Raw genomic sequence first — 15141 nt, 5'->3', positions numbered from 1 at the left:
TACCAAAATGAATAAGTTTTTAATACCGTTGACCTTCATGTGTGTGCACGTTGCGCATGCGCAGGAATCCAGGGAACTGAAAGGAAAGGTACTGGATGCGGTCACGTTGAAACCGGTCGTGGGGGCGACGGTTGTCGTTGAAAGTTCGGCAGTAGCAGAGGATATCGGTGTACCCAATCAGGTACAGCAGTCGGCATTGGGGTCGTTGACCGATGCGGCAGGTGAATTTCGACTGAAAGTGCCTAATAATTTAAAATATGTTACGATTAGCTATGTCGGATACCAGCGAATTCAGGTACCGGTATTTCAGGATCATAAAACCATTTTGTTGCAGCCTAGCGGCGAATCTTTGGATGAGGTGATTGTAACGGGTTATACCGATATCAAAAAACGTAAAAATACGACGGCCTACAATAAAATTAACGTCGCTGATATCAAACAGACGGGAGTTGCATCGATCGACGAAATGTTGGCTGGTCAGGTCGCAGGTTTGCAGCTGAGTAATTTTAATGGTGGACCAAACAGTGCCCCACAGATCCGTATCCGTGGTACGGTATCACTCAATGGTACACAAGACCCATTATGGGTTATCGATGGCATGCCGATTGAAGGAGCTGAATTGCCAAAAAGAATTGATAAAGACAATTTGAATAGCTTGAGTAATCTTCCGATTGCAGGTATCAATCCTGATGATATCGCCGATATCACGGTATTAAAAGATGCAGCGGCAACTTCCATCTATGGCGCGAGGGCGGCAAATGGAGTCATTGTGATTACCACAAAAAGAGGTAAATCTGGACCTGCAAAACTGCAAGTGTCGGCCAATACCTTTGTGACGCAACGTCCGGATTTCGGTAAGCTCAATCTGATGGATGCTAACGAGAAGGTAGATTTTGAGTTATTGATGGCCGACCGCACCGATTTAAATTATCGTACCGATAAGGGCGCTGTTATGCGGATACTAACTAAAGCAAATGCATTGGATGCTTACCGTTCGGGTGGTTTGGCAGCCTTATCACCGGAAGTACAGCAGTCGATCAATCAATTGCGTGCACAACAAACGGACTGGGGAAAAGAATTGTACCGTCAGGCGCTGAATCAGCAGTATTCTGCATCTATTTCGGGTGGTAATGACGGACATCGCTATTATTTGTCCAGTGGTTTTTATGATGAAAAGGGAGCAACTAAAGGAGCTGATCTTCGTCGTTATTCGCTTACCTTAAACAACGACTTTACAATCAACGATCGATTTAAGGCGGGTATTAATGTATTAGGATCCGTTTCAAATAGACAGAACCCAATCCAGGATGACGATGCCTTTACTAATCCTAGTAATTATATGCGTTTGGTTAATCCATACTTAACTGTACGTGATCAATCCGGTAAATTCAACTATGATCCGGATATTGAAGGCTACGAAAAAGATACCTATATTCCTTTTAATGCCGTGGAGGAACGTGAGAATACAAAATATACATTCACAAATAAAGCGCTGAAAGCGATTGGTTATCTTGAATATACGATTATTCCACAGTTATCTTTACGTAGTGAATTTGGTTTACAGTTTGATGAAAATAGTACAGAGAAATTTGCCGATCAAGAAAGTTATAATACGCGCAAGTTACGTGCTGCTACACGGTATTACGATGCTGCTAGTAAAACTTATAAGTATTTCTTGCCTACTGGAGGTAAGATCGAAAATGACTATAATAGTATTTTTCAATATAACTGGAAAACTTACTTAAAGTACAACAAAAGCTGGAACGATCGCCATGAGCTGGAATTGATGGGAGGAACAGAGCTGCGCCGTAGTACGAATAAAGCAGTATCAACCAAAGGCTTTGGCTACAATCCAGCGACTTTAACTACACAAAGTATTGTTTTTCCAAATAGTAATGATCAAACAAACGCCAAATTCCTTCAGTATAGTAAGGGATATATCGAGAACTCATATGCCTCTTTTTATGGAAATGCGACCTATACGTTTGATCGTAAATACAACGTCAATGGTAGCATTCGTTATGATGGTTCAAATATGTTCGGTGTGGATCCAAAATATCGGTTTCTACCAATTTGGTCACTATCGGGATCATGGAATGTCCTAGAGGAAGATTTTATCAAAGGAAAAACAGCATTGTCTGATCTTCGTGTACGTGCTTCTTACGGTATACAGGGCAATGTGGATCGTAATACTTATCCTTTTATTGTTGGAGATTATGGAAATTCGACTATAATTCCAGGTTATAATGAAGGAACAGTTACGGTTGAGATGCCTGCCAATGATAAACTTCGTTGGGAACGGACACAATCCTATAATGCTGGGATTGATTTGGGCTTATGGAAGAATAGATTGAATATTACTGTTGACTATTACAACAGAAAAAGTACTGACCTGATTGGTTTCAGCGCCTTACCTTTGGAAAATGGTTTTCAGAATGTTCAGGTTAACTGGGCGTCAGCACGAAATCAAGGTATTGAGTTGACGATTTCAAGCCGTCAGATTCAGAAAGATAAGTTTTCTTGGTCAACGGATTTCAATATCGCACATAATGACAATAAATTATTAAAGGTCATGAATGATCCGAAAGCGTATGCGCCGGAGGCACAGGAGGGACGTCCCATAAATGGTTTATATGTATTGGAAACTGCAGGTTTGGATAAAGATGGCGTAATGCAATTTAGAAATCAGGATGGGTCCGTTTCAAGTTTTGAAGAGTTTTATGGTTTATACGATCCATGGGCAGAATTCTTACCGGGCTATACTTCGCAAACCGATATGACTGCTGCAGAATACCGTTCAAAATTTAAGTACAAGGGTAGTAAAGATCCGAAGTTTATCGGTGGAATGACTAACCGTTTCCGTTATGGTAACTTTGACCTTGCGATTTCTGCAGTGTTTAATTTGGAGCGTTGGGTAAGCCGTACCCCGACTTATAATCCGGCTCTGGTAGACCGTGGGCAGAATTATACAACAGATCTTTTTAAGGCATTGCAAGAAGGTGGTAATATGCCTGCTTTGGGAAGCATAAGTTCCGAATTCAATGATCGTTGGATGGCCTTTGGTTGGATGGAAAGCAACGATCCGATCAACTCATTCAAGCAGTATGATATCTGGGCAAAAAAGATGAGCTATGTCCGCATCAATAGTATTCGATTAGGGTATACTTTACCGGCTGCAGTAAGTAAAAAAATTGGTGCGAGCAATTTGCGTGTGAATGTAGAAGGGCGTAATCTCTTTGTTTTCGGCGCAAATTACGATGGGTATTTTGATCCAGAGACCTACGGCAACTATTATGCGCAACCAATCAGTAAATCTTTTGCTTTTGGTCTTTCTGCAAGTTTTTAATTCTCTTAATTGATTTATAACATGAAAAAGATAATTTATTTTGGAATGATCATGACAGCAAGTGCATTGACATCCTGCAATAAATATTTAGATATACAACCGGTTGGAACAGTAATTCCTGCCACAGAAAGTGATTTTAGGGGGTTAATGACAAGTAGCTATGGTGGTTTTCCAGCACATAAATCTTACCTTTCCTTGCGTACGGATGAACTATTGTTGGATGAAAGTTCAACCGATGCCGCTAGAACCAAAGATATCTATCTTTGGAACGACCAAAATCCTGATCCTGCTACGATTGCTTATCCTTATTTGGCGTTTTATAAAAGTATTTTTTATACCAACCAGGTCATCAGTACGATTGATGAAAAGTTAGGAAATAATGCCACGGTAGATCAGATTAAAGGCGAAGCCTACCTGATGCGTGCCTATGCTCATTTTGAGTTGTTAAATCTTTACAGTGAGGTCTATTCAGCGAGTAATGCAGGGCTTCGGGGTGTTCCTTTGTCGACAAAGATTGACCTGGAACAACGTTTTGTTCCCGCGACCATTGGTGAGTCTTATGCGCAGATCCTGACGGACATGGAAAAAGGAACAGCTTTACTGACTGTCGATGATCAGGCAAAAGGCGCTAATTATCGCTTTAGTAAACGCGCTGCGTATGCGATGGCCTCACGTGTTCATTTGTATCGCGGAGAGTGGCAGGAAGCGATTGATGCTGCTAAAAAAGCTTTGGCTATAAATGACAAACTGGTTGATCTGAATGTTGCTGGAAGTCAACTTCCGAACGATTTTGAATCAGCAGAGATGATTATGGCTCTGGAAAAGGTGTCTGTTTCTGAAGTTCGCTCAAGTTCGTTTATCTCGCCTTCTTTGTTATCGGCATACTCAGATGGTGATTTGAGAAAAGGCCGTTACTTCCAAAAAAGTGGTGGTGATTATGTATCTCTTAAAGGTGGTGAAAATCGTTTTAATGTGAGTTTTAGAAATGCTGATCTTTATTTGACTATGGCCGAATGTTACGTTCGTATGGGAAATACCGCAGAAGCATTGAAGTATCTTTCGGCATTAAAGAAAAACAGATTCAGCGCAGATGCATATGCCACAGAATCTAAAGCTGACGCTAGTTTATCAAAGGAGCAATTGCTAGATGCGGTCATGTTGGAGCGCAAGCGCGAACTGGCACTTGAAGGATTACGTTGGTATGATCTAAAACGGACGACCAGACCGACGATCACCCATAGTAGCTTCGGCAGAACGGTAACCTTACAGCAGAATGATCCTCGTTATGTCATTCGTTATCCACAGGAAGCCATCAACAATAATCCCGATCTGTTGAAATAATTGATTTTTTTAAATCCTATATATATTAATCCATTTTCTTTTTAAGGAAATGGATTTTTTATTACATTCAACCCATGGGATGGAAAATACTGATTGTCGAAGATGAAGATTGGGCTTTCGTTGGTTTAAAGGAAATGCTGAACTCGCTATACGGCGAAACTATATTTACCTTTTCCAACGCAAAAGAGATTCAGGAGGCTGTGGTAGCGATCAATAAGCAGCATTTTGATCTGATTTTTATGGATATTCACCTCATGGATGGACTGAGCTTTGAGATTTTCAAGCAGGTGGCTGTTGATGTTCCTCTTATTTTTACGACCGCTTACGAACAATATGCCTTGGAGGCTTATCAAAATAAAGGTTATGCCTATTTGTTAAAACCTTTTGACGTTGATGAGCTGAAACAGGTAATGAATCGTATTGAGCCATTACTACCCAAAATCGAACCTCAACTCAAACAGCGGTTTCTAGTGAAGTACGGAAATTTTTTAAAGTCCTTGGCTATTGCTGATATTGCTTATTTTATGGCGGAGGACAAAGAGCTATACGCCGTGGAAAAGGGATCGGGAATCGCATATATTATTGAAGATACCATCACCCATTTGGTCACCCAGGTGGACCCAATGGTTTTTTTCCAGATCAATCGAAAATTTCTCGTTCGGATCGATGCGATTCAGTCCATGTTAAAAATTAGCAGGAATCGGATCAAGTTAGCATTAATACCACCAACCCCTGAAAGCATTGTTGTCATTGTCAGTGAAGAACGCTCTCCAAATTTTCAAAGATGGCTTGACCAATAATAGTGATTTGGATCAATTTAGCTTACTACCCGATATATTCATTCGAAACGAGCTGTTGATTCCGATAACTATGTTGGGTTAACTTTTCCACATAATGTTAATAACGTTGTTGAAAACCTGTTTATAAGAAAAATACATTTATTAACAGTACTTATTAACATTGTGTTGATAACGTTTCTTTTTCTTCTTTTTGCTTTTGTTCATCCAGATGATATATCCGGTAATGGGCAAGGACGCACAGCAGAGACTAGCTAGGCATGCAATGATTTTTGTTGAGATGTTACCTATGCTACCTGTGTGGATATCATAATTAAGGGCGCCCAACTTATCACCGTAGTGTAGTTGTTCGCTAGACTTGATTTCGTATAGATTATTGCCTCTTCTGTCAAAATAGAGCCAATCAAACACCCCGCTTCGTTTTTCATCATGGCGTACCTGAATATCCATTCCTGTTTGCGTATCTTTTTTCAATCGTATAGACATCATTTCAGCGGTGGGATAATTTGTCAGTGCATACCGCAATGCATTGTCCTGAAACTGATTTTCTGCCGTAGGTAATGGCACAGGTGAAATGCGCCCAGAAGATGCTGTTGTCGACTGCAATACATTGAATGTTGCGATGTATGATTTTTTAAAGCCGGGGAAAGCAAAGGCGAGTCCAGTTATGGCAAAAATCAATCCTATGAATAGGCTATAAAAACCGATGACATTGTGCAGATCGTGGTTGAGTCGTTTCCATTTAACTTTGGTATCAAGCGAAAAACTTCGCTTGAGATTCTTGCCTTTCCATTTTTTTGGCCACCAAAGAACGATGCCACTAAGTAGGATAAGAATAAAGATGGCAGTTGACCAGGCGACGATTGGATGGCCAAATCGCTTGCCCAAAAGTAGGTTAAGGTGAAGCTGAAGTGTCAGCTGAAAGAATTCTGTTTTTGAATTTTCAACGTGTTGTACTTGCCCACTGTATGGGTTGACGAATACGCGTTTATAGTATTTGTAATAATTCCAGTGACCAAATGCTTTTTCGTCAGTTTTTACAGCACGAAACACCCAAGTGCGGTTCTTGGTTGGATAAAGGTCAACTCGCGTAATTTTCTCATCCTTTGGAAGGCTTTTCTGTGCATAGTGAAGAAGCGTGCTTAAAGGAAGTGGAATGGTTGGATGGCCAGTGGTGCCGGAGATAAAATATTTTTCAGGATAAGCCACTAGTTTGAGCTCATCCTGAAAGGTGTATATACAGCCTGTCAGGCTTAGGATGGTGACTACAACACCGGTAATGATTCCGAGCCATTTATGCAACCAAAGGGTGACAGTTTTAAACATATCAAAATTTATAGTTGATGTTAAACGAGGCCAACATCCCTTGTCCTTTTACATACTCTTCATTTAGGGCACGGTATTGACTAACGACAGGATAATAATTTTTATTGAATAAGTTCTCTATTCCCATACCAATAGACCATTGTTTATTGATATGGTAGTTACTATTTAAATTAAATACATCAACAGGTTTGACCGGTCCCTCGCTGTTTTTGTATATTCCTTTTTCGTTGGGAAGGAATCTGTCCCGTGACCCTGTATGTACCCAAAAAAGCTGAAAGGTAAGGGGTCGGATTGGTGTGTAGTAAATATATCCCGTTGCTTTTTTGGGAGAAATACGTGAGCCATTGAGGTAGGACTTTGTTCCGTCGTCCTTTTTGGATTTCCCTTCTACATAGGCATAAGTTCCACCAATAGTCAATTGCTGTGAAATGTTAGCGCTTAATGCAACTTCATATCCATATACATCCTCTGGCAGACGTTGGGGCATCAGGTAACCACCGATATCAACGAGTTCGACTCCCATTTTAGATGTACTGTAGTAGTAGGCAGCGGATAGTTGGAAAATACTATAATTACTTGAAAATCCTATTTCATAATTGTTGGTAATGATCGGATCAGTTTTTAGGCTGTCTAGGTCATTATCTGTTGCTCTGCGGACGATACGACCCAGTTCATTAATCGCGAAACCCTGTGAGAAACTAATGAAGGGGTTAAAAATTGCATATTTGTTATAACGTAAGCCTGCATTGAAGGTTGCTCCTTTGTAAGGGATCTTTCCACCCTTTACAGCAATACTTCCCTCGTTATTGGGTCCTGTAGCAATGGTATTGAAGTCCTTGATTTTTACGGTTGCATTTTCATAGCGTACACCGCCTTTAAAGATTAAATTTTCTAGGAAATCAATCTTAACTTGGGCGTATGGAGCAATGTTTAACATATTCATATAGGGGATATAAACCCTTCCATCAGTCAGATTCTGATCTGTCACATCATTTAATAAGTCTATACCATAGGTAATGTCCGCATTGGATCCCAATAGCTGAAATGGCGTGTTGAGATTAACGCGTAATCCTTTTTTCTCCGAATTGATTTGTGTTTGTCCCGGACCGTACCATGCAGAAGCTTTCTCGACATAACGATTCATTGAGCGAAACGTATTGTAGTACGCTGATGCCGTTAAAGATGTGGAGGCAAAGAGATTGTTTTTGTTATAGGTCAGCATGGCATTGTGGTTGTAGGGAGTTCCAGCAGGTTTACCTGGATCTTCGCCTTTTACTCCTATCGTAGGAGTCTGTCCATATATACCTGCCTGGCTGATGTATCTGTTGTGTTGATTGCTTCTGTAGAAGTTGTACACTGCCGTTATATTAGAACTACTATCGATGCGGTAACCAGCCTTTAAGAATGCGTTGTATTGATAGGTGTTCGAAAGACCGTCAGTCTGACCAAGGGGGACACCGTCGCCGTCGCGTTGCAGTCCGACGTAATCGGCCGAACCGCTTACAGTATAATTCCATTTGTTTTTTTGGCCATATAATGTTTGGCCTATGCGATATCCCATGGTACCCGCGCTGTTTACGGGATTAAATGTTGTTCGCAAACTAGTCATTCCCTGAATCGGAGCAGCATCTTTTGACGGAGTGCGCGTAATGTAATTGATAATGCCTCCTGCGGATCCATTTCCATAGATGGAAGTAGCACCTTTGATGACTTCAACTCGCTCAATGACGCTTGCGTCAATGGTGCGGAGATCACGTTGTCCATTCATCAAGGGGGTGGATTGTGGAATTCCATCAATCAAAACTAATATAGATCGTCCACGGAGGGTCTGGCCGGAGTTGGTTGCTTTGTTTGTCGCAGTTCCAAGGCCAGGAATGGTGTTACCCAAAATAGTGGAAAGATTAGTGCTGATTTGGCTTTGGGCTTCAATCTCCTTTGTCGTTAAGATAGAAACTGAAGAAGGTACAGTGGAGATGCTTTCCGCTTTACGTCCTGCTGTTACAATGATCTCATCTAAAACTTGGGTAGAATTAAGCTGAATGATTAAGGGTTGTTGAACGGTATCTAAATTCACCATTTTTTCAACCGGAGAGAAGCCTGTATAGGATACCCTTAATCGAATAGTATTGCTTAAACTTTTTTTTGCAAAATTGAATTGCCCAAATTGATTGGAATATCCTACGCTCTTTCCATCAACTTTGATATTCGCTTGCCTTAATGGTTTATTTTCTCGGTCTTTTACAACAAGGGATATTTCTTGTGCATTTAGCTTAGCACTTAAAAGCAAAAAGATTCCACAACTGAACATCATATAGCGTGTTCTATTCTTCATGGTAATTTATTTAGATCAAATATAAATTAATGTGCAAATATAGTTTATTTTATAATTGTGACAACATCAATGTGCTCTTTTTTGATTTTTTCAGTAGTTATTGTTGGATTTTAAGGCTGATTTAGTAGCCAATGCACTGCTGTTTGATATCAAATTAGATCATTATTTTTTGGAAAAATAACCTGTTCGCTAGATTTACTTTGATCAGGCGATGTGTGAGAATTTTACTTATTCTAAAGGCAACGAAATTGGCATCGGGAGCCATTGAAGCAGGATTTCTCGAGAACGCGATTATTAACGATAAAGTGAAACAAAGCAGAAAGGCCAAAAATACTAAGCTGTATTTGCTGTCGACGCCGCAGTTATGGCATCTGGTGTGCCGATGAAAGGTGAAGAAGCCATCGATTTAGATTGATAATTATCAATCTAAATCGATATTATTACTTAAAAATGTAAGGTACTTGGGGGATTCATCCTCGAAAATATCTTTTCCTTCCATCATATAAGCCCGGAGAAGATATTCCTGAGCCAGCTCACTATTATTGTCGTGTAGGTAGCATTGTCCTAACCGCAACATAATAAACGGATTTTCGTAAGCATTTTCGATGATATTTTGTTTTGCTTTTTCAAAATGGGAGAGCGCATTGGTAAAGTCGTCGAGTAAGAAAAAAGCATCTCCTATAGAGGCTTCGAGCCAGAGGCTTTCTGCGTGAACATTTTGCGGACTTGGGACCAAATCAAGTGCTTCGGTCCACAAGCGGATCGCTTCTTGATAGTTGCCTTCGTCACATTGAATGTTTCCTTCTTCGCTGAGTTGGTCTATTCTGTCTAATGTTTGATCATCCATGGCATTTAAATCGTTAAAGTCCTATACTAAGGTAAGAAATCTATTCAAAAAAAAAGCGGAAAAAATTTGTGCTTTCTCCGCTTTTAGTTCTGTTGATATCTATTTATTCTACATCAAACCACAGTTTAGTTAACAACGTATTGCTACCCTGGCGTGCTATGGCTTCTCGGTAATTAGCTCCATTGAGAGATTGTTCTGTTCCGGGATATAGAAAGCGCAATGGGATTTTTCCGCCCAAAGCACCTTGTTTTGCAGGTGTTAACTTAGGATAATCCAATCTACGCCATTCGGCAAATGCTTCCAAACCTTGCCCATATAACGCAATCCATTTTTGTTCCCCAATTGACTTTTTATAGTTATTGGGGTCGAAAATTACTGATGATTGACGAAGGTAGGCATCGATTAAATTATTACTGACTTTATATTGTTCAAAAGATGCACGAATGGCCTTTTGGTAGAGATCTGCTGCATCACCCGTAATAAATCCTCTGCTTACGGCCTCGGAAAGATCAAAAAGAACCTCCGAATAACTTAAGATGACTGCAGGAGCTTTTGGCTCACGGTAATATTTTCCTGGTCGGGATGTAAGATCAAAACCAATACTGCTAGCCTCACTTGAAGTGAGTCCATTTGGAAGACCAACATATTGCTCCTTAGTCGGTTTGTCCGTTGCATCCGCATAAATAGGTAAACGTGGATCGTTTAACTCGAAAAGCTTATCTACCATTGTTTTACTCACGCGATAATCCTCTCTTGCTTCAAAAGATGCACTGACGGGATTGCGATAAGGAGCATCGCGGTAGATCAGCTGAGCGATATCCTCATTGGAGCTAATGTAAACACTTCCTTCTGCTGCGATTTCCTTCAATGTAGTTTTGGCTAGATCCGGTAGGCGGTCAGCAATACGTAATGCAAAGCGCAATCTTAGTGAATTCGCAAAACGTTTCCATTTAATGATTTTATTCTCATAAATAATATCACCCTGGATAGCCTCACCATCAACTTTTAATAAACTTTGTGCGTTTTTGAGATCGTTCAATAGGCCTTTATATACATTCTCCTGTGTATCGTAACGAGGGGTCAAATAAGCATCAATGTCTCCTGTTTCAGTATAAGGAATATCTCCATAGGCATCTGTCAGTAATGAAAATACCCATGACTGCAAGATAAGTGCTACGCCCTTGTAGTTGTCGTTGCCGCTATTTGCTGCTAATTTTTGCGTGATCTTTAATTGGCTGATGCTCTTTGAGTACCAGGTTGACCATCCTTCTGTGAAATCATTGTTTGTGAAAATATAGCGGTCGGGGTCCGTGTATTGGATTCTAGCCCAATGTTGTACAAACAACAAACTAGAAGCAAGATTATTGCTTACGCCCCAGTAGCTGTCGGCTGTTGTTTTAATCGCGCTTGTGAGAAGGTAGCCAGGTTGAGGATTTTCTGCCTCATTCTGATTTTGATTGACTTTTGCTAATTCATCTTTGCAGGACGTGGTTAGGCCCAGTAAGAGAATAAGTCCTGTTATATATTTGCTGTATATTTTCATGCTCAAAATAATTATTTGTTCTTCAATTGTTCGCTAGTGAGAAATCGAACTGCCTTAGGCAGCGATGATTTCAGTTGCTTAAAACTTAAGATTTAAATTGAAGCCAAAGCTTCTTGTGGTCGGTAACTGTAAACTTTCCAAACCTTGTGCATTGCCTGTATTAAAGGCTGTCTCTGGATCAATATTGGGTGCGTTCTTATGGATAATCCATAGGTTTCGAGCTACTAAAGAGAACGAAGCTCCCTGAAAGCCGATTTTGGAAATCCAATGATTTGGCAATTGGTAACCTAGTTTTACCTCGCGCAATTTAACATAAGAAGCATCGAATACATTTGCTTCATTGGTTCTATATAGCGTTTTATAATATTGTTGTGCCGATACAACTTTCGTATTTTCTGAACCGTCTGCATTTACGCCATCTACGATAATACCATCATCATAGGTTGTCCCGTTAACTGTATAACTCAGTCCGCCATGTTCAGCATCTCTTCCAGGGAGAGTCGAGGCCAATACCCCAGTTCCTCTACCAGTCGCATTCGTACCTGAGTAGAGTTTGCCCCCATGCTTGATGTCTATCAAAAAGCTTAAATCAAAGTTTTTGTAACGGAATTGATTTGTAATACCGCCCAACCAATCTGGTGTAAATTTGCCAAAATAGTGATTCACTGGATCAGTGGCAGGTGTTCCGTCTGCGTTCACGATAAGGCGACCCGCTTCATTTCGTAAGAAGCCAGTTCCGTAAAGAGTCCCATAGGGTTTTCCGACTGCGGCCAAAACTTGCACGGTTCCTGATGATCCGATCGTATAACTTTGTAATAATCCTTCATTGTCTAATTCTACAACTTTACTTTTATTTGTTGCGAAGTTGACATTGATATCCCATTGGAAATCCTGTTTTTTCACCGGTGTAACCCCTAATTGAATTTCAAGCCCCTTATTGTTGATCTTTCCGGCGTTCATGAGTTTCTTCTTATAACCTGTCGATGGACTCACATCAACGGCTAAAATCTGGTTGATACTATTGATGTCGTATAAACTTAAGTCTAATCGCACTCTATTTTTTAGGAAAGCCAGTTCGGTACCTAGTTCAGTTGAGGTGGTTGTTTCGGGTTTTAGGTCTGGGTTTTTCTTAATGTCATTGACCGATAATTGTGGGTTGTCTCCGTATGGTGCACTAAATAGATAAGAATCAATTAAACTAAAAGGGTCTGTATCTTTACCTACTTTGGACCAGCCCCCCCGTAATTTCCAGAAAGACAATATATCGCTTTGAATAGCGAATGCATCTGTCAGGACTATGCTAGCGTTTGCAGACGGATAGAAATACGAAAGATTGTCAACAGGCAAAGTAGAAGACCAGTCGTTTCGAGCTGTTAGATTCAAAAATGCATAATTTTTGTACCCTAATTGTGCCGATGAAAAAATACTGTAGGCCTTCAATGGGCTATATTCACCTGTTGAAATTAAGGCATCTCTTGAGTTTGCTAGGGTATAGACATCAGGTACAGCTAAACGCGGGGCTTTTTGGTTATTGCGTTGCCGCGATTGGCTACGTATATTACCTCCAGCTAATATATCCAGCGTAAAGTCTGTTGAAAGCGGTCTATTGTAGTTTAAAGTAAACTCCGTATTATTTTCATTTACTGTATAAGCATCTTCTTCATAGGAACCGTAGGGTGTACCATTGGTACCATAAGCAATCCGTATTTTTCTACGGTCAGTATAATAATCGTTACCAGTACGGAAGTTGGCTGTCAAAAACTCATTGATCTTGTAATTTAAACCAACATTTCCAAAAATTCGGTCGCGTTGTTGCTGTACCGTATTTTCCTCTGCGATAAAGTATGGATTGCTATAATAACTATTGTTCCAATTGACAAGGTTACCGTTTTCATCCCGATAATTTTTTAAACGGGAAACATCGACCTGTCTGCCAAACCAGGTAAATTGGAGCATATAGCCGTTCGAGCGAAAGCCCCCTACACCTGGTAAATTACCTGAGTTTGTACGTACATAATTTGCATTTGCTGTAAGTGTCAGATCTTCCGTGATTTTATAACGTGTGTTGATATTGAAGTTGTTTTTTTCAATCGAAGAATTTGGGATAATTCCTGTTTGATTACTATTGTTATACGAAAAACGATAATCAACTTTATCTGTGGCATCGGCAATAGATATTCCATTGTTTAATGTTCTTCCTGTTCCAAAAAAGCTGCGTACATTATCTGGATGTGGCAAGAAAGGTACTGCTTCACCCTTTGAATAAAATTGTGAGATGAGTCTGCCATCCATTTTTGGCCCCCAGCTTTCATCAACACCATCATTGATACCGCCACCCTTTCCATCAACATAGCTGAACTTTCCATTGGCACCTTGTCCAAATACATTTTGATAATCGGGTAGAACGGCAAGCCGTTCATTGGTATTATTTGAATTAATATTTATCCCCAATCCTTTGCGTTTTTTTCCAGTTTTTGTCGTAATCAAAATCACCCCAGCGGCGGCTCTTGAACCATACAACGCAGCCGCATTGGGCCCTTTTAGTACGCTTATGGATTCGATGTCTTCGCTGTTGATATCTGAAATTGCATTTGCATAGTCACGGTTACCACTCGTTCCCAGCTGAGAATTATCAACAGGTGTTCCATCAATCACAAATAAAGGTTGATTGTTTCCGGCAATGGAAGTTTCTCCACGGATAATAATTCTCGAAGAACCCATATTTCCTTGACTATTTGTTACCTGAACCCCAGCAACTTTTCCGGCTAAGGAGTTTACGAGATTACTTTCTTTAGCTTCGGAAAGATCTTTTCCCTTTAGTTCCTGAATAGAATATCCTAACGTCTTTTTTTCCTTGGATATATTTAAAGCCGTTACGACCACTTCATCTAACAGGGCAGTTGAAGGCACAAGTTGAACTGTGGTAAAGCCTGTCGGATTAGTTTGAACCGTTTTACTTTCAAAGCCTATATATTGTATATTGATATTTAGCGAGCTGCCAGACGAAGGTAACTCAAATAGACCATTTGTATCTGTCTGTACTTGTTTTTTACTGGTCGTTTCGGTGACAGTAGCCCCTTGAATAGGATTGTTGTTATTATCAACTACTTTTCCTTTTATAGTGTTTTGTGCGTATAGTGCGCCAGAACTTAGACAAAGCGCGGCCATTACGACAAAATTTATGTTGTTTTTTGCCATACTAATTATAATAGTGAGTGTATTGTTTGAGATGGGTTATCGGAGATATTTGAATTTACTTGTAAAACATCCCCTTAGGACATTCGTTTTTCAAGGATATACTGTATACGCTGTTTCATGTGTTAAAAAATGTTAATGCAAATATATAAAATCCACCTGATAACTATACTTTATTTTCAGCTTTTTTGTAATTTTTGAGTCAGAATGATTAAATATAGACGAGCTGATGTAGTATTGATGAAAAACGGAAGCTGCTTTTTTGCGGAAAGCTTTCATCTGGACTTTGCAATATGGCGCCTATTAGCATATTGATGGGTAGGTGCGAATCGTAAACGCCGGATTGCGAATTGTAAATCCTTGTATATTCTGCTCGGAATTGGGCAGCATTCTTGTATTTCGATTATACAGAAT

Annotated in this window: 8 protein-coding genes; 3 read left to right on the top strand and 5 right to left on the bottom strand. The window is 40.1% G+C overall.

The window, feature by feature from the left end; all coding sequences use genetic code 11:
- Positions 1-7: 7 nt before the first annotated feature.
- The 3 genes from J2X77_RS09670 to J2X77_RS09660 all read left to right on the top strand — a co-directional run bounded on the left by J2X77_RS09670 (position 8) and on the right by J2X77_RS09660 (position 5487).
- Positions 8-3346, top strand: a complete 3339-nt coding sequence (locus J2X77_RS09670; RefSeq protein ID WP_209576735.1) for a SusC/RagA family TonB-linked outer membrane protein — start codon at positions 8-10, stop codon at positions 3344-3346.
- 21 nt (positions 3347-3367) lie between these two features.
- Complete coding sequence (locus J2X77_RS09665; protein WP_209576732.1) at positions 3368-4687, top strand: RagB/SusD family nutrient uptake outer membrane protein; 1320 nt, start codon at positions 3368-3370, stop codon at positions 4685-4687.
- A 74-nt stretch (positions 4688-4761) separates the two neighbouring features.
- Positions 4762-5487 carry a LytTR family DNA-binding domain-containing protein gene (locus tag J2X77_RS09660; RefSeq protein WP_209576731.1) on the top strand — a complete coding sequence of 242 codons (726 nt, stop codon included), beginning with the start codon at positions 4762-4764 and terminating at the stop codon, positions 5485-5487.
- 141 nt (positions 5488-5628) lie between these two features.
- On the opposite strand, the gene J2X77_RS09655 is transcribed toward J2X77_RS09660, so the two are convergent.
- The 5 genes from J2X77_RS09655 to J2X77_RS09635 all read right to left on the bottom strand — a co-directional run bounded on the left by J2X77_RS09655 (position 5629) and on the right by J2X77_RS09635 (position 14730).
- Complete coding sequence (locus J2X77_RS09655) at positions 5629-6810, bottom strand: PepSY domain-containing protein (protein WP_209576728.1); 1182 nt, start codon at positions 6808-6810, stop codon at positions 5629-5631.
- Position 6811: 1 nt separating this feature from the next.
- Complete coding sequence (locus tag J2X77_RS09650) at positions 6812-9142, bottom strand: TonB-dependent receptor (protein WP_209576726.1); 2331 nt, start codon at positions 9140-9142, stop codon at positions 6812-6814.
- A gap of 421 nt (positions 9143-9563) precedes the next feature.
- A complete protein-coding gene (locus J2X77_RS09645; RefSeq protein ID WP_209576724.1) occupies positions 9564-9989 on the bottom strand; it encodes a tetratricopeptide repeat protein in 426 nt (141 codons plus the stop codon).
- Positions 9990-10092: 103 nt separating this feature from the next.
- On the bottom strand, positions 10093-11532 hold the full coding sequence (locus J2X77_RS09640) for a SusD/RagB family nutrient-binding outer membrane lipoprotein (protein WP_310080506.1): 1440 nt from the start codon (positions 11530-11532) through the stop codon (positions 10093-10095).
- Between the two features lie 78 nt (positions 11533-11610).
- Entirely contained in the window at positions 11611-14730 is a 3120-nt protein-coding gene (locus J2X77_RS09635; RefSeq protein ID WP_209576720.1) for a SusC/RagA family TonB-linked outer membrane protein, read from the bottom strand.
- Positions 14731-15141: the final 411 nt, after the last annotated feature.

The sequence above is a fragment of the Sphingobacterium sp. 2149 genome, assembly GCF_031455655.1.
Taxonomy (GTDB): Bacteria; Bacteroidota; Bacteroidia; order Sphingobacteriales; family Sphingobacteriaceae; genus Sphingobacterium.
This window is presented reverse-complemented; position numbering and strand designations above follow the sequence as displayed.